Raw genomic sequence first — 12,646 nt, forward strand, 5'->3', positions numbered from 1 at the left:
GTTGGTGGAAAAATATAATGATTATTTACCTGCTGCTTTAGCATGGTCAGCCAAGAATTTGGCCAATCCTGCATCAGTAAGTGGGTGGTTCAATAGGCCTGTGATCACATTCAAAGGACAAGTAACCACATCGGCACCGATTTCAGCACATTTGATCAAGTGCATGGTGTGTCTTACTGAAGCGGCCAATACCTGAGTGTCGTAACCATAATTTTGGTAGATATGAACGATTTGTTCGATCAACTCTAAACCGTCAAAAGCAATGTCATCCAATCTTCCGATAAATGGAGAAAGATAGGTAGCTCCAGCTTTGGCAGCGAGGATGGCCTGACCTGGAGAAAATACCAAGGTACAGTTGGTTCTAATGCCTTCGTTGCTGAAATATTTGATGGCTTTTACACCATCTTTGATCATAGGTACTTTAACTACGATTTTGTCATCAATTTTAGCTAGTTCTTTTCCTTCTTTGATCATTCCCTCAAAGTCGGTAGAAATTACTTCTGCACTAACTTTATCATCCACAATATCGCAAATAGCTTTATAGTGAGCCTTTACGTTTTCATCTCCTGTGATGCCTTCTTTGGCCATCAATGAAGGATTGGTAGTCACCCCATCCAATACGCCTAAATCATAGGCTTCTTTGATTTCAGCAAGATTGGCAGTGTCAATAAAGAATTTCATTTGTAAACGGTTTTGGTTATGTATGAATTTGGCTTGCAAAGTTAGCCTAATATTTTGAAAGTCGGGCAAAAAATATTTAAATGTTTTTATGACACTTAATTGTTAAAACAAAAAAGAAGCGGCATCGCACCGCTACAACCGTCTACCCTTGCTTCCTTCCGGACCTGGGGGAGTTGACAGGAGCTGGTCGTGCCGCTTGAATACAAAGGTACGTCAAAAACTTACCTTTGCAAAATCTCGGTAATAAATATCTCTAACAAGCGGCTAAGGGCTTATGAATCAAAAGAAAAAAATGGCAATATTATTGATTTGACAATAACAGAATCAAACAGTACAACAATGAAAAAGGTAATTACTATAGTTTGCATGGGCTTGATTTTAGGAGGATGTACAGTCTTCAATAAACAGCCAAAGTATGAGTTAGGAATGGAGGAGAGGGATTTTGTGAAGAAACATGATGAGGCCGTCCTTAGTAAATTAGAAGATGGTCAACGAACCTACAGGCTAGTTAGGGACGAACATTTTTATGTGTTGTTTACTTTTGAAAACGGGAAACTGATCAAGCTAGAAGAGAAGGAATTACCAAAAGCTTGGCAAGTCCCTCCCGGTCAAAACAATATAGAGGCCCAGTAAGATGGGAATGATCAGCCCAATCCTTTTAAGTACAAATTAAACTCCAAAGGGCTGCAGGTTTCGAATTCGTCTACCTCAAGATCATCATAGATTTCTTCGTCGAATTCCATGGTGGTCTTTTCTATTTTCCCATCTGGGTGGATAATCAGTTCTATTCCTGTAAAGTCCTGAGGATTGACTTGCACTAATACCTTATAATCATCAAAAGTTCTTTTGAAGTATCTTGCCAAATTAGTCATGGAAAACGAGTTGATAAGAGTACAAAGTTAAGCTAATTTTAGTAATTAAGATTAAACTGAATTTCCTTTAATTCTATGGGATTGTTCAAAGTATGGACACGGTTTTCTACTAATTATTGTATTTGCCTGAATTTTTTGGGATAAATATTTTTTTTAATATAAAATGCCTTTATATATTTGCCTATCGTAAAAATTATGAAACAAAAACATACTCAATATTGGTGGTGGCATACTCAACTTCTGAAAGCGGAAGAACAGCATGCTATTGCCTAAAATTAGAGCGTAGTAGAACCACATATAATGAGGCTTGCTGGAATTCCCAGTAAGCCTTTTTTATTTTATTTCAATGTTAACCATGAGCAAAACGCAAAATTTTAAGATCAAAACTCGCTATAAGAAGTTGCTGGCTGATACTATCACGCCAGTGAGTATTTATCTTCAGGTAAGGGATAAATTCAAAAATCCCATTCTCCTTGAAAGTTCTGATTATCATGGACAGGATAATAGTTATTCATATATATGTTTTAATCCAATGGCTACTTTTTCTTTCGATGGTCTGAAAGTCAAAGAAACCTTACCCTCAGGTGAAAAGTTGCTTTATAAGCTTGAAGAAGGAGAAAAGCTGGTGGATAATTTGAGAAGCTTTTCCAGTAAGTTTAAGGAGGAAGAAAATAATTTCAAATTTATCTCAAATGGACTTTTTGGTTACATGCAATATGATACCGTCTCCAGTTTTGAGGACATACATTTAAATAACACCCAAGCGTCAGAAATTCCACAAGCTTATTATGCGGTGTATAAGAATGTGATAGTGGTGGATCATTTCAAAAATGAACTGCACATCTTTGACCATCACATCAATGGTGAAGGTGAAGATAGTATCTCAAAAATTGAAACTCTGCTGAATAATAAAAACATACCTAGCTATTCTTTTCAGCTTGATGGACCTGAGGTGTCCAATTATACCGACAATGAATTTTTGGACATCTTGCGTCAAGGCAGGGAGCATTGCTTTAGGGGCGATGTATTTCAGATAGTGCTTTCCAGGTCTTTTACCACTGGTTTCAAAGGGGATGAATTCAATGTTTACAGGGCATTGAGGTCTGTAAATCCATCACCCTATTTGTTTTATTTTGATTATGGCTCCTACAAAGTTTTTGGAAGTTCACCAGAAGCGCAAATTGTAGTAAAGGGCAGAAAGGCTACTATTTATCCAATAGCCGGGACATTTAAAAGGACAGGTAATGATTTGGCTGATGCTGAACTGGCGACCAAGCTTTATGATGATCCAAAGGAAAACTCTGAGCATGTCATGTTGGTGGATTTGGCCAGGAATGATCTTAGCAGATCATCAGAAAAAGTAGATGTGGAAGTTTTTAAGGAAATCCAATATTATTCCCATGTCATCCATTTGGTATCTAAAGTTACTGGAGTATTGCCGGAGGAAGCCAACCCTTTACAGTTGGTGGCAGATACATTTCCTGCGGGGACTCTTTCGGGAGCACCAAAGTACAGGGCTATGGAATTAATCGATGAATTGGAAGGGACAAGTAGGAGGTTTTATGGTGGAGCGATTGGCTTCCTTGGATTTAACGGGGACTTTAACCACGCGATTTTGATTAGGTCCTTTGTTTCTGAAAACAATAAACTACGTTTCCAAGCTGGGGCTGGTGTGGTCGCCAAGTCTTCTATTGAGAGCGAGCTTCAGGAAGTTGCTAATAAACTGGAAGCCTTGAGGGTTGCGCTAAAGGCAGCTGAGGAGGTGTGATGTATGACTAAAATCAAAAGATTGAAAAATTTCAAGATTGGAAGATTATGGTAAAGATCAGCTGTTTTGAAGAGTTGGATGTTTGGAAGCACGCAGCTCAGATAGGGATTGATATCTATCGAATAGCTGATAACACCCCACTTTCTAAAGATTATAAATCAAGAGATCAGTTAATTTCAGCTGCAATTTCTATTTCAAATAACATAGCCGAGGGCTTTGAGTATAATAGCAACAAGGATTTTGTAAGGTTTCTCATTTATGCCAAAGGTTCAGCTGGAGAAGTGCGAAGCCAGGCTTATGTGTTGAATAAGGCTGCTCGGATCTCGGATGAAGATTATATTTCTCTCAGAGAGAGCCTTGTTCAGATTTCAAAGGAAATTAAAGGGTTTGTCATTTACTTAAGGGAGTTTGAAAAAAATAAAAACAAGAAGGTAGGGGATTGAATGAAGGTTAATCTTTCAATTTTACAATATTCCAATCTTACAATAATAATTAACATGAAAATATTAGTACTCGATAATTACGATTCTTTTACCTACAACCTTGTGTACATAGTACGTGAATTGGGTTTTGGGAATCAAATGGATATATACAGGAACGATAAGATATCCTTGGAAGCTGTGGATGAGTATGATAAAATTCTGCTTTCTCCGGGGCCCGGAGTTCCAGCTGATGCAGGGATTATGCCTGAATTATTAAAGAAATATGCCAACAATAAGGATATTTTGGGTGTTTGCCTTGGACATCAGGCCATTGGTGAGGCTTTTGGGTCAGGGTTGAATAATCTTACAGAGGTAGTTCACGGTGTAGCTTCTGAAGTGAAGGTCATCAAAGAAGATATGATTTTTAAGGGAGTTCCAGAGAAGTTTAAAATTGGGCGGTATCATAGTTGGGTGATCGATGAAAGTACTTTGTCCGATGAACTGGAAGTAACGGCTAAAACGCCTGATGGCCAAATAATGGCCATGAGACATAGAGATTATAAGGTCCGGGGCTTACAGTTTCACCCTGAAAGCATACTTACAGAACATGGCAAGCAAATGATTCTGAATTGGATTGAGGGATGATTTTATGCCAGTTATCGTTTATTAAGAATAAATTGAAAAACAACCACCTAAAATAAAGGAACACTGTTCCAAAGAAATATTATCATGAAAGAAATATTAAATCACCTAATTGAGCACCAAACCCTTGGAAAGGAAGAAGCTAAAGAGGTCTTGAAAAATATCACTTCTGGGCAATATAATCAAAGTCAAATAGCCGCTTTCCTTACAGTTTTTATGATGCGTAGTATTACCGTTGAAGAACTTGGTGGTTTTCGAGAGGCCATGCTAGAGCAGTGTGTTCCGGTCGAAATAGAGGAGTATGATGCCATGGATTTATGTGGTACAGGAGGAGATGGGAAAGATACATTTAATATTTCTACCCTATCTTCATTTGTGGTAGCAGGAGCAGGCCAAAATGTAGCTAAGCATGGTAATAATGGTGTTTCTTCTATCTGTGGTTCCTCCAACTTATTGGCTAACTTCGGTTATCAGTTTACCAATGATATAGATGTGATTCGTAAAAACTTGGATGAAGCAGGCATTTGCTTTTTACATGCCCCATTATTTCACCCAGCGATGAAAAATGTAGGGCCTATCAGAAAAGAATTAGGTGTAAAAACCTTTTTTAATATGCTTGGTCCAATGGTAAACCCTAGTTTTCCGAAAAAACAGCTTGTAGGGGTTTTCAGTTTGGAGCTAGCCAGGCTATATGGATACCTCTATCAGAATAACGATGTAAAATTCAGTATTCTCCATGCTTTGGATGGTTATGATGAGATTTCATTGACAGGTGATTTTAAAATGATTTCAAACAGGGGAGAAAAATTATTTGACCCTGAAAACATTGGACTGCCTAAAATTTCGGCGGAAAGTATAAAAGGAGGAGAGACCATTGAAGAATCGGCTAAAATCTTTATAGATATTCTCAAAGGAAAAGGCAGTAAGGAGCAAAATGCTGTAGTTATTGCCAATTCTGCGGCCGCACTTTATACTGCTGACCAAAAACTCAGTTTTGAAGATGCAATTGAGAGAGCAGAAGCATCCTTAAAAGGTGGTGCTGCTTTGAAAAAATTCAATGCTCTAGTGAATCCGAAAACATCTATTTCATTAGCTTAAGTAAAGAACATGAACATTTTAGATAAAATAATAGCCCACAAAAAAGAAGAGGTTGCCGAGAGGAAAAGCTTGGTGCCTACTAAATTGTTGGAAAGAAGTATATTTTTCGATAATCAGGTTGTTTCGATGAAGAAATATATTCTTCGTGAGGATAAGACAGGAATTATTGCTGAATTTAAGCGTAAATCGCCTTCGAAAGGCTTGATCAACGGGACAGCCACAGTTGAAAAAACCAGCATAGGATATATGCAGGCAGGGGCTTCCGCTTTGTCTATTTTAACTGATCAGGAGTTTTTTGGCGGAAAAAACGAAGACCTTGTTACGGCAAGGAAGTTTAACTTCTGCCCGATTCTAAGAAAAGATTTTATTGTCGATGAATACCAATTGGTAGAAGCCAAATCTATTGGAGCTGATTGTATACTATTGATTGCAGCGGCTTTGGAACCACAAAGATTGGCTGAGTTGGCTAAGTTTGCCAAATCCCTTGGACTGGAAGTGCTAATGGAAGTGCATGATGGTGAGGAACTGGAGCGATCTGTCAATCCTGATTTGGATTTGGTAGGTGTTAATAACAGAAGTCTGAAGACCTTTGATGTTTCATTGGATACCTCATATGGCCTGGTGGATAAAATCCCTGATGAGTTTGTGAAAATTTCTGAAAGTGGTATTTCTGATCCTCAGACTTTGGTTGATTTGGCTGCCGCGGGATTTAATGGTTTCTTGATTGGCGAGAACTTTATGAAATCCATTAGACCACATCAGGCGGCATTAAATTTCATGAATAAATTCAAGGACTTAAGTCCTGATTTCCATAGTCAGAAAGCATAATATTATGTTGGTGAAAGTTTGCGGGATGCGCGAGCCTGGCAATGTGTCAGAATTGTTGGATAAGGTTTCTCCTGATTTAATGGGAATGATCTTTTTTCCAAAATCTTCCCGTTATGTGGGGCTTTCAAGTCCTGAGCTGGAAGTTGCCGACGTGGCCAAAGTGGGGGTTTTTGTGAACAGGCCACTGGCAGAAGTAAAGGAGATCGTTGATCAGTTTAATCTATCTTATGTCCAGCTTCATGGAGATGAAGGGCTTGATTACGTGCAGGAATTGAAGGGGCTTACCTCAGCAGAGATCATTAAGGTTTTCAGGGTAGAAGAAAGTATTGATTGGGAGGAACTGAAAGCACTTGAACCCTTTGTGAAGTATTTTCTTTTTGATACTCAGACAAAACAGTATGGTGGTTCAGGTAAAAAGTTTGACTGGTCCATATTGGAGGATTATCCTTTAGAAAAAACATTTTTGCTGAGTGGAGGCATTGATGGAAATAATGTTAGGAAAATTAAGGAATTAGCATTGAAAGTGCCTCAGTTGGCCGGAGTGGATATTAATTCAAAGTTTGAAATCGAAGCAGCCCTTAAGGATGTTGATAAGATCAAGGCATTTGTCGAGGCTTTGAGAAGTAATTAGTTTAGTAAATAAAGCTTGCCAAAACGGCATTAGAAATAGCGTTATGATAAAAGTTGATGAAAAAGGGTTCTATGGCAAATTTGGAGGGGCATATATTCCAGAAATGCTTTACCCAAATGTTGAGGAACTCAAGAATAATTATGAGCGAATCATGGAGTCGGATGACTTCAAGAAGGAATTTCACAGCCTGCTCAAGGATTATGTTGGAAGACCTACTCCACTGTACTTTGCGGAGCGACTTTCCAATCAATATGGCGCAAAGATTTATCTGAAAAGAGAAGATCTGTGCCATACAGGGGCCCATAAGGTGAATAATACCATTGGACAGATTATCCTTGCCAAAAAACTGGGAAAAAAGAGAATTATAGCCGAGACTGGTGCTGGTCAGCATGGTGTAGCTACTGCGACTGTTTGTGCTCTTATGGGGATGGACTGTACGGTCTATATGGGTGAGATTGATATGGAGCGACAAAAGCCTAATGTGGAGCGTATGAGGATTTTAGGTGCAAAGGTAGTGCCCGCTACTTCCGGGAGTAAAACCTTAAAAGATGCTACCAATGAGGCTTTGAGGCAATGGATCAGCAATCCGGTGGATACTCATTATATTATTGGTTCTGTGGTAGGTCCACATCCCTATCCAGAGATGGTAGCCAGGTTCCAGTCAGTGATCAGCGAAGAAATCAAATACCAGTTAAAGGAAAAAGAAGGTAGGGAAAATCCTGACTTGGTAATTGCCTGTGTAGGTGGGGGAAGTAATGCTGCCGGTGCTTTTTATCATTATTATAATACTCCGGAGGTGAGACTGGCGGCCGTTGAGGCTGGAGGTCTTGGTGTTAATTCTGGGAAGTCAGCAGCTACTACAGCATTGGGGACCCCAGGGGTACTTCATGGCAGTAAAACGCTATTGATGCAGACTGAGGATGGACAAGTGATAGAGCCACATTCCATTTCAGCAGGTTTGGATTACCCTGGCATTGGGCCGGTTCATGCCCATTTATTTGATTCTGGAAGAGGGGAGTTTTATGCAGTGGATGATGAAGATGCCATGAAAGCAGGTATTGAGCTTAGCAGATTGGAAGGGATTATTCCAGCTATAGAATCAGCTCACGCACTTTCTGCATTGAAACAAATCAAATTTGATGCTTCAGATATTATTGTGGTCAATTTATCTGGTAGAGGAGACAAAGATTTGGATACCTATATCAAATGGGGAGGCTATTAGGAAGTTAGAAGTAAGAAGTACGAGGTTGGAAGTCTGATGACTGAAGCGAGTAAGAATTAGCTAATAGTGACAGTTCAACAAAAATCACCACTAACCAATAACTAAACAAAATGAACCGAATAGATCAATTATTTAAAACAAAAACGGAAGGAGTCCTTTCCATTTACTTTACCGCAGGCTTTCCCCAATTGGAGGATACTTTGTCTATTATGGAGGCTCTAGAGGCTGCTGGTGCGGATATCATTGAGATAGGAATGCCTTACTCTGATCCTGTAGCAGATGGTCCTACCATCCAAGAAAGCAATAAGGTGGCCTTGGATAATGGCATGAGCATGAAGAAGCTTTTTGAGCAGTTGAAAGATATGCGTAAAACTGTTGCTCTTCCTGTGGTTTTAATGGGGTACCTGAATCCTATCATGCAATATGGAATGGAGGCTTTCTGTAAGAAATGCCAAGAAGTTGGCGTTGATGGTTTGATTCTTCCTGATCTACCGATGCAGCAGTATTTGGATGAGTATAAGGAATTGTTTGATCAGTATGATTTGAGAAATACTTTCTTGGTTTCCCCACAAACCAGTGAAGAGCGAATTAGAGAGATCGATCAAAAATCTGACGGCTTTATCTATATGGTTTCTTCACATAGTATTACCGGAGCAAAATCAGGAATCAGCGAAGAGCAGGTAGCATACTTTGACCGAGTGAAAGCTATGGAATTAAAAAATCCACGATTGATAGGATTTGGTATTTCAGATCATGCAACCTATAGCACGGCTTCTTCCTTTAGCAATGGGGCAATAATTGGTTCAGCATTTATTAAAGTTCTTCAGAATGCGGAAAACCTTCAGCAGGATATTAAAAATTACATTCAAGCAGTTAAAAACGGATAAGCCATGATTATTCAATTAAAACCTGATATTTCTGAAAGTCAAACCGAAAGTCTTATCAATGAAATAGGTCAGATAGGTTATAAAATCACTGAAGTTAAAACTCAGGAAGGTACCTATTTAGTAGGGATAGGTAGTTCTGATTTTGATATTAGAAGGTTTGGCCATCATGAGGGGATCCAGGATATTCATATCGTTTCTGATGCCTATAAATTGGTGTCCAGAAAGTGGAAGGTAAAACCAACTTCCATTGATCTTGGTGATGGCGTATTTATCAAAGAAGGAGATATGGCCATCATGGCAGGACCTTGTTCCATAGAAACCGAGGACCAAATTGTCAAAGTAATTGACCACCTTAAAGCCAATGATATCAAGATCATGCGTGGTGGGGTTTACAAGCCAAGGAGCAGCCCTTATGCCTTTAGAGGTTTGGGAATTGATGGTCTCAAATTATGGCATAAATTAGCCAGCGAAGCAGGGATAAAAATCATTACTGAGGTGATGCAGGTTTCCCAAATTGAAGAAATGTTGGATTATGTGGATGTGTTCCAAGTAGGAGCAAGAAATACCCAGAACTTTAATTTGTTGGACGAATTGGGCAAAGTGGATAAGCCTGTGATGATCAAGCGAGGGATTTCTGGCACCATAGAAGAACTCTTGCAATCTGCTGAATATGTGTTTTCAGGAGGGAACGAGAAATTGATATTGTGTGAACGTGGAATCAGGACTTATGAAAAGGCAAGTAGAAATACCTTGGATCTGAATGCTGTTCCGATTTTGAAGGATAAGTCGCACTTGCCTGTAGTAGTTGACCCATCACACGGTATTGGTATTCGTAAGTTTGTACATCAAATGGCGCTGGCAGGTGTAATGGCTGGCGCTGACGGAATCATTTATGAGACCCATGAGGTGCCAGAAAAAGCCTATTCCGATGGGCAACAGACTTTGAACTTTGCCCAAAGTGCACAGTTGACGGATCAAATCAGGAAAATATTTGCCATGAGAAAAACATTTGACTTGTTGTAAGTCTTTGATTTTGTTTTATTAAAATGAAAAGCTACCTTTGAGCATCATGTTCGAAAATCAAGCAGTAAAATATTATAGCCATTATTATCACTTCTTCTCCAGCTGGGATTAGGTGTAGGGCTGTATGCTTTACTTTGAGGAATAAATTTGTAAGCCTAATCCATTTGGATTAGGCTTTTTTGTTTTAAACACGACTAGAGAAATAACGTAAATTTAGTAGGAACTAACCCAAATATAATATGACTGAAAAATCAGTGGATTGGGTCTTTCAAGATCCACGATTAAAAAAAATGGAGCAAGATTATGCTGCATACACCCCTGAGGATTTTGAGGTGTGGAGAATCCTTTATGAAAGGCAAATTGTCAACCTTCCCAATGCCGCTTCTCAGGCCTATTTGGATGGGGTGAAAGCAATTAATTTTGGTCCTGACCGCATAGCCAATTTTAAGGAGGTCAATCAGATTCTTGGAGATTCAACAGGTTGGGGCGTACAGGTTGTTCCGGGTTTGATTGATGATGATTTGTTCTTTGGGCTCTTGAAAAACAAGCGGTTTCCTTCTTCAACATGGTTGAGAAAAATGGAACAATTGGATTATTTGGAAGAACCTGATATGTTCCATGATGCCTTTGCTCATATGCCCATGCTGACCAACCAATCCTATGTGGATTTTTTGGAGAATCTGGGGGGGATAGCCTTGAATCATATTGAAAATAAATGGGCAGTGGAATTGCTTTCCAGAATTTACTGGTTTACCATTGAGTTTGGTCTGATCCGTGAAAATGGGGCTTTGAGAATTTATGGAGCGGGTATCCTTAGCTCGGCAGGAGAAACCAAGTTTAGCCTTTCCGATGAGCCTGCACATATCGATTATGATGTAAGGAGAATTATGCAGACGGCTTACTGGAAAGATAAATTCCAAGATAAGTACTTTGTGATTGACAGTTATGAGCAACTGTACAATTCCCTGCCAGAGATTGAACGGGTGTTATTGGAAGAATTGGAAAATTCATCTGTTGATTAATAGGAGTAAGAAATGGCGGTTTGATATAAGTTTCAAGAAATGTTCCGGAAAAGGATAAAACAGCCAAATCAAGTCAAGAATACCTTCATTTATAGGGAATATTGTTTAATTTTGATGTTCTAAAAAAATGGAGCGAATTAGCTGTGAAAAGCAATTTGAAATATTAAAAACCTAAAGTATAGACCTCAACAGATCCCTTTGGGAGTTTGAGGTCTATTTAGCTTTAAAGTAGATTGAAATAAATGGATGTAGCCATTATTAAATACAATTCCGGGAATATACAGTCTGTTTTGTACGCCATGGAAAGATTAGGGGTGAAGGCTTCACTGACTGATAATCCTGAAGAAATAAAGAAAGCAGACAAGGTGATTTTTCCCGGTCAGGGAGAAGCCAGTTCTGCCATGAAGTACCTAAAAGAAAGGAACCTGGATCAGTTGATCAAAGATTTGAAGCAGCCCTTTTTTGGTATTTGCTTGGGGCAGCAGTTACTATGCGAATATTCAGAGGAAAATGATACAAACTGCTTGGGGGTCTTTCCCATTAAGGTAAAAAAGTTTCCTCCTTTGGATAAGGTGCCGCATGTAGGCTGGAACAATCTTGAAAACCTCAAAAGCCCCTTGTTAAAGGGACTTGATGATAGTGATTATGTGTATTATGTGCATAGTTATTTTGCAGAGGTTCATCCTGAATATACCATTGCTACTACGCACTATCTTAATGATTTCAGTGCTCTTTTACATAAAGATAATTTTTATGCCATGCAGGCACATCCCGAAAAGAGTAGTCTTTCCGGAGAGAAAATATTAACTAACTTCTTGAATTTGTAATCATGGAAATCATTCCAGCTATAGATATTATCGGGGGCAAATGTGTCCGTTTGACCCAGGGAGATTATGGACAGAAAAAAGAATATGCGAGCAACCCATTAGAGGTAGCGCAGAGGTTTGAACAAGCAGGAATCCGACGCTTACATTTGGTGGATTTGGACGGAGCCAAAGCCAAGACCATCGTCAATAGGGCTGTACTTGAAAATATTACCAGCAATACCCAATTGAAAGTGGATTTTGGAGGTGGTGTTCAGTCTGATGAAACCATTCAAATGGCATTTGATGCTGGAGCAAGCCAGGTGACTGGTGGAAGTATTGCTGTTAAGAATCCTGAATTGTTCGAAGGCTGGATTAAAACCCATGGTTCAGAGAAAATTATTTTGGGGGCAGATGCGAAGGATAGAAAAATAGCCATCAGTGGTTGGGAAGAAACTACTGAGGCTGATTTGGTGGATTTTATCAAAGACTATCATGCCAAAGGAGTCAAGTATGTGATCTGTACCGATGTCGCCAAAGATGGTTTGCTTCAAGGACCCTCTGTGGATTTGTACAAGGAGATTCTTCAGGAGATTCCAGGTATTCAGTTGATTGCCAGCGGCGGTGTGGCAGAGATGAAAGACTTGGAAGAATTGGAGAAAATAGGCGTTTATGGGACAATAGTGGGGAAGGCTTTTTATGAAGGTAGAATTTCACTGGAACAATTGGCCTCATTCGTTAAATAAG

General features: G+C 39.2%; 15 protein-coding genes and 1 other RNA gene. 13 read left to right on the plus strand and 3 right to left on the minus strand.

The features are described from left to right. Positions 1 to 21: 21 nt before the first annotated feature. On the minus strand, positions 22 to 681 hold the full coding sequence (gene fsa, locus KZP23_RS12570; protein ID WP_215222811.1) for a fructose-6-phosphate aldolase: 660 nt from the start codon (positions 679 to 681) through the stop codon (positions 22 to 24). A gap of 110 nt (positions 682 to 791) precedes the next feature. Continuing rightward, positions 792 to 882, minus strand: an RNA gene (gene ffs, locus KZP23_RS12575) — signal recognition particle sRNA small type. A 138-nt stretch (positions 883 to 1,020) separates the two neighbouring features. Here ffs and KZP23_RS12580 point away from each other — a divergent pair. Further along, entirely contained in the window at positions 1,021 to 1,314 is a 294-nt protein-coding gene (locus KZP23_RS12580; protein ID WP_226332070.1) for a hypothetical protein, read from the plus strand. A gap of 11 nt (positions 1,315 to 1,325) precedes the next feature. On the opposite strand, the gene KZP23_RS12585 is transcribed toward KZP23_RS12580, so the two are convergent. Beyond that, on the minus strand, positions 1,326 to 1,553 hold the full coding sequence (locus KZP23_RS12585; protein WP_226332071.1) for a hypothetical protein: 228 nt from the start codon (positions 1,551 to 1,553) through the stop codon (positions 1,326 to 1,328). Between the two features lie 355 nt (positions 1,554 to 1,908). On the opposite strand from KZP23_RS12585, the gene KZP23_RS12590 reads away from it, so the two are divergent. The 12 genes from KZP23_RS12590 to hisA all read left to right on the plus strand — a co-directional run bounded on the left by KZP23_RS12590 (position 1,909) and on the right by hisA (position 12,645). Beyond that, positions 1,909 to 3,321, plus strand: a complete 1,413-nt coding sequence (locus KZP23_RS12590; RefSeq protein ID WP_226332072.1) for an anthranilate synthase component I family protein — start codon at positions 1,909 to 1,911, stop codon at positions 3,319 to 3,321. 47 nt (positions 3,322 to 3,368) lie between these two features. Further along, positions 3,369 to 3,764 carry a four helix bundle protein gene (locus KZP23_RS12595; RefSeq protein WP_226332073.1) on the plus strand — a complete coding sequence of 132 codons (396 nt, stop codon included), beginning with the start codon at positions 3,369 to 3,371 and terminating at the stop codon, positions 3,762 to 3,764. Positions 3,765 to 3,818: 54 nt separating this feature from the next. Next, complete coding sequence (locus KZP23_RS12600) at positions 3,819 to 4,388, plus strand: anthranilate synthase component II (RefSeq protein WP_226332074.1); 570 nt, start codon at positions 3,819 to 3,821, stop codon at positions 4,386 to 4,388. An 84-nt stretch (positions 4,389 to 4,472) separates the two neighbouring features. Further along, on the plus strand, positions 4,473 to 5,483 hold the full coding sequence (gene trpD, locus KZP23_RS12605; RefSeq protein ID WP_226332075.1) for an anthranilate phosphoribosyltransferase: 1,011 nt from the start codon (positions 4,473 to 4,475) through the stop codon (positions 5,481 to 5,483). A gap of 9 nt (positions 5,484 to 5,492) precedes the next feature. Then, entirely contained in the window at positions 5,493 to 6,311 is an 819-nt protein-coding gene (trpC, locus tag KZP23_RS12610; RefSeq protein WP_226332076.1) for an indole-3-glycerol phosphate synthase TrpC, read from the plus strand. A 4-nt stretch (positions 6,312 to 6,315) separates the two neighbouring features. Next, positions 6,316 to 6,942, plus strand: coding sequence for a phosphoribosylanthranilate isomerase (locus KZP23_RS12615; protein WP_226332077.1), 627 nt, complete (start codon positions 6,316 to 6,318; stop codon positions 6,940 to 6,942). A 43-nt stretch (positions 6,943 to 6,985) separates the two neighbouring features. Further along, positions 6,986 to 8,164: a tryptophan synthase subunit beta gene (trpB, locus tag KZP23_RS12620; RefSeq protein ID WP_226332078.1), complete on the plus strand. Its 1,179-nt coding sequence runs from the start codon at positions 6,986 to 6,988 to the stop codon at positions 8,162 to 8,164. A gap of 110 nt (positions 8,165 to 8,274) precedes the next feature. After that, positions 8,275 to 9,051 carry a tryptophan synthase subunit alpha gene (trpA, locus tag KZP23_RS12625; protein ID WP_226332079.1) on the plus strand — a complete coding sequence of 259 codons (777 nt, stop codon included), beginning with the start codon at positions 8,275 to 8,277 and terminating at the stop codon, positions 9,049 to 9,051. 3 nt (positions 9,052 to 9,054) lie between these two features. Next, positions 9,055 to 10,074, plus strand: coding sequence for a bifunctional 3-deoxy-7-phosphoheptulonate synthase/chorismate mutase (locus tag KZP23_RS12630; protein WP_226332080.1), 1,020 nt, complete (start codon positions 9,055 to 9,057; stop codon positions 10,072 to 10,074). Positions 10,075 to 10,313: 239 nt separating this feature from the next. Beyond that, positions 10,314 to 11,096: a phenylalanine 4-monooxygenase gene (locus KZP23_RS12635; RefSeq protein ID WP_226332081.1), complete on the plus strand. Its 783-nt coding sequence runs from the start codon at positions 10,314 to 10,316 to the stop codon at positions 11,094 to 11,096. A 242-nt stretch (positions 11,097 to 11,338) separates the two neighbouring features. After that, positions 11,339 to 11,923: an imidazole glycerol phosphate synthase subunit HisH gene (hisH, locus tag KZP23_RS12640; protein WP_226332082.1), complete on the plus strand. Its 585-nt coding sequence runs from the start codon at positions 11,339 to 11,341 to the stop codon at positions 11,921 to 11,923. Between the two features lie 2 nt (positions 11,924 to 11,925). Then, positions 11,926 to 12,645, plus strand: coding sequence for a 1-(5-phosphoribosyl)-5-[(5-phosphoribosylamino)methylideneamino]imidazole-4-carboxamide isomerase (gene hisA, locus KZP23_RS12645; RefSeq protein WP_226332083.1), 720 nt, complete (start codon positions 11,926 to 11,928; stop codon positions 12,643 to 12,645). Position 12,646: the final 1 nt, after the last annotated feature.

The sequence above is a fragment of the Echinicola marina genome (genome assembly GCF_020463795.1).
GTDB lineage: Bacteria > Bacteroidota > Bacteroidia > Cytophagales > Cyclobacteriaceae > Echinicola > Echinicola marina.

Coding starts and splice junctions, on each gene's coding strand:
- KZP23_RS12595 (WP_226332073.1), top strand. CDS start 3,369: ATGGTAAAGATCAGCTGTTTTGAAGAGTTGGATGTTTGGAAGCACGCA.
- trpA (WP_226332079.1), top strand. CDS start 8,275: ATGAACCGAATAGATCAATTATTTAAAACAAAAACGGAAGGAGTCCTT.
- KZP23_RS12635 (WP_226332081.1), top strand. CDS start 10,314: ATGACTGAAAAATCAGTGGATTGGGTCTTTCAAGATCCACGATTAAAA.
- KZP23_RS12600 (WP_226332074.1), top strand. CDS start 3,819: ATGAAAATATTAGTACTCGATAATTACGATTCTTTTACCTACAACCTT.
- KZP23_RS12630 (WP_226332080.1), top strand. CDS start 9,055: ATGATTATTCAATTAAAACCTGATATTTCTGAAAGTCAAACCGAAAGT.
- KZP23_RS12615 (WP_226332077.1), top strand. CDS start 6,316: ATGTTGGTGAAAGTTTGCGGGATGCGCGAGCCTGGCAATGTGTCAGAA.
- KZP23_RS12585 (WP_226332071.1), bottom strand. CDS start 1,553: ATGACTAATTTGGCAAGATACTTCAAAAGAACTTTTGATGATTATAAG.
- hisA (WP_226332083.1), top strand. CDS start 11,926: ATGGAAATCATTCCAGCTATAGATATTATCGGGGGCAAATGTGTCCGT.
- fsa (WP_215222811.1), bottom strand. CDS start 681: ATGAAATTCTTTATTGACACTGCCAATCTTGCTGAAATCAAAGAAGCC.
- trpD (WP_226332075.1), top strand. CDS start 4,473: ATGAAAGAAATATTAAATCACCTAATTGAGCACCAAACCCTTGGAAAG.
- KZP23_RS12590 (WP_226332072.1), top strand. CDS start 1,909: ATGAGCAAAACGCAAAATTTTAAGATCAAAACTCGCTATAAGAAGTTG.
- trpC (WP_226332076.1), top strand. CDS start 5,493: ATGAACATTTTAGATAAAATAATAGCCCACAAAAAAGAAGAGGTTGCC.
- trpB (WP_226332078.1), top strand. CDS start 6,986: ATGATAAAAGTTGATGAAAAAGGGTTCTATGGCAAATTTGGAGGGGCA.
- KZP23_RS12580 (WP_226332070.1), top strand. CDS start 1,021: ATGAAAAAGGTAATTACTATAGTTTGCATGGGCTTGATTTTAGGAGGA.
- hisH (WP_226332082.1), top strand. CDS start 11,339: ATGGATGTAGCCATTATTAAATACAATTCCGGGAATATACAGTCTGTT.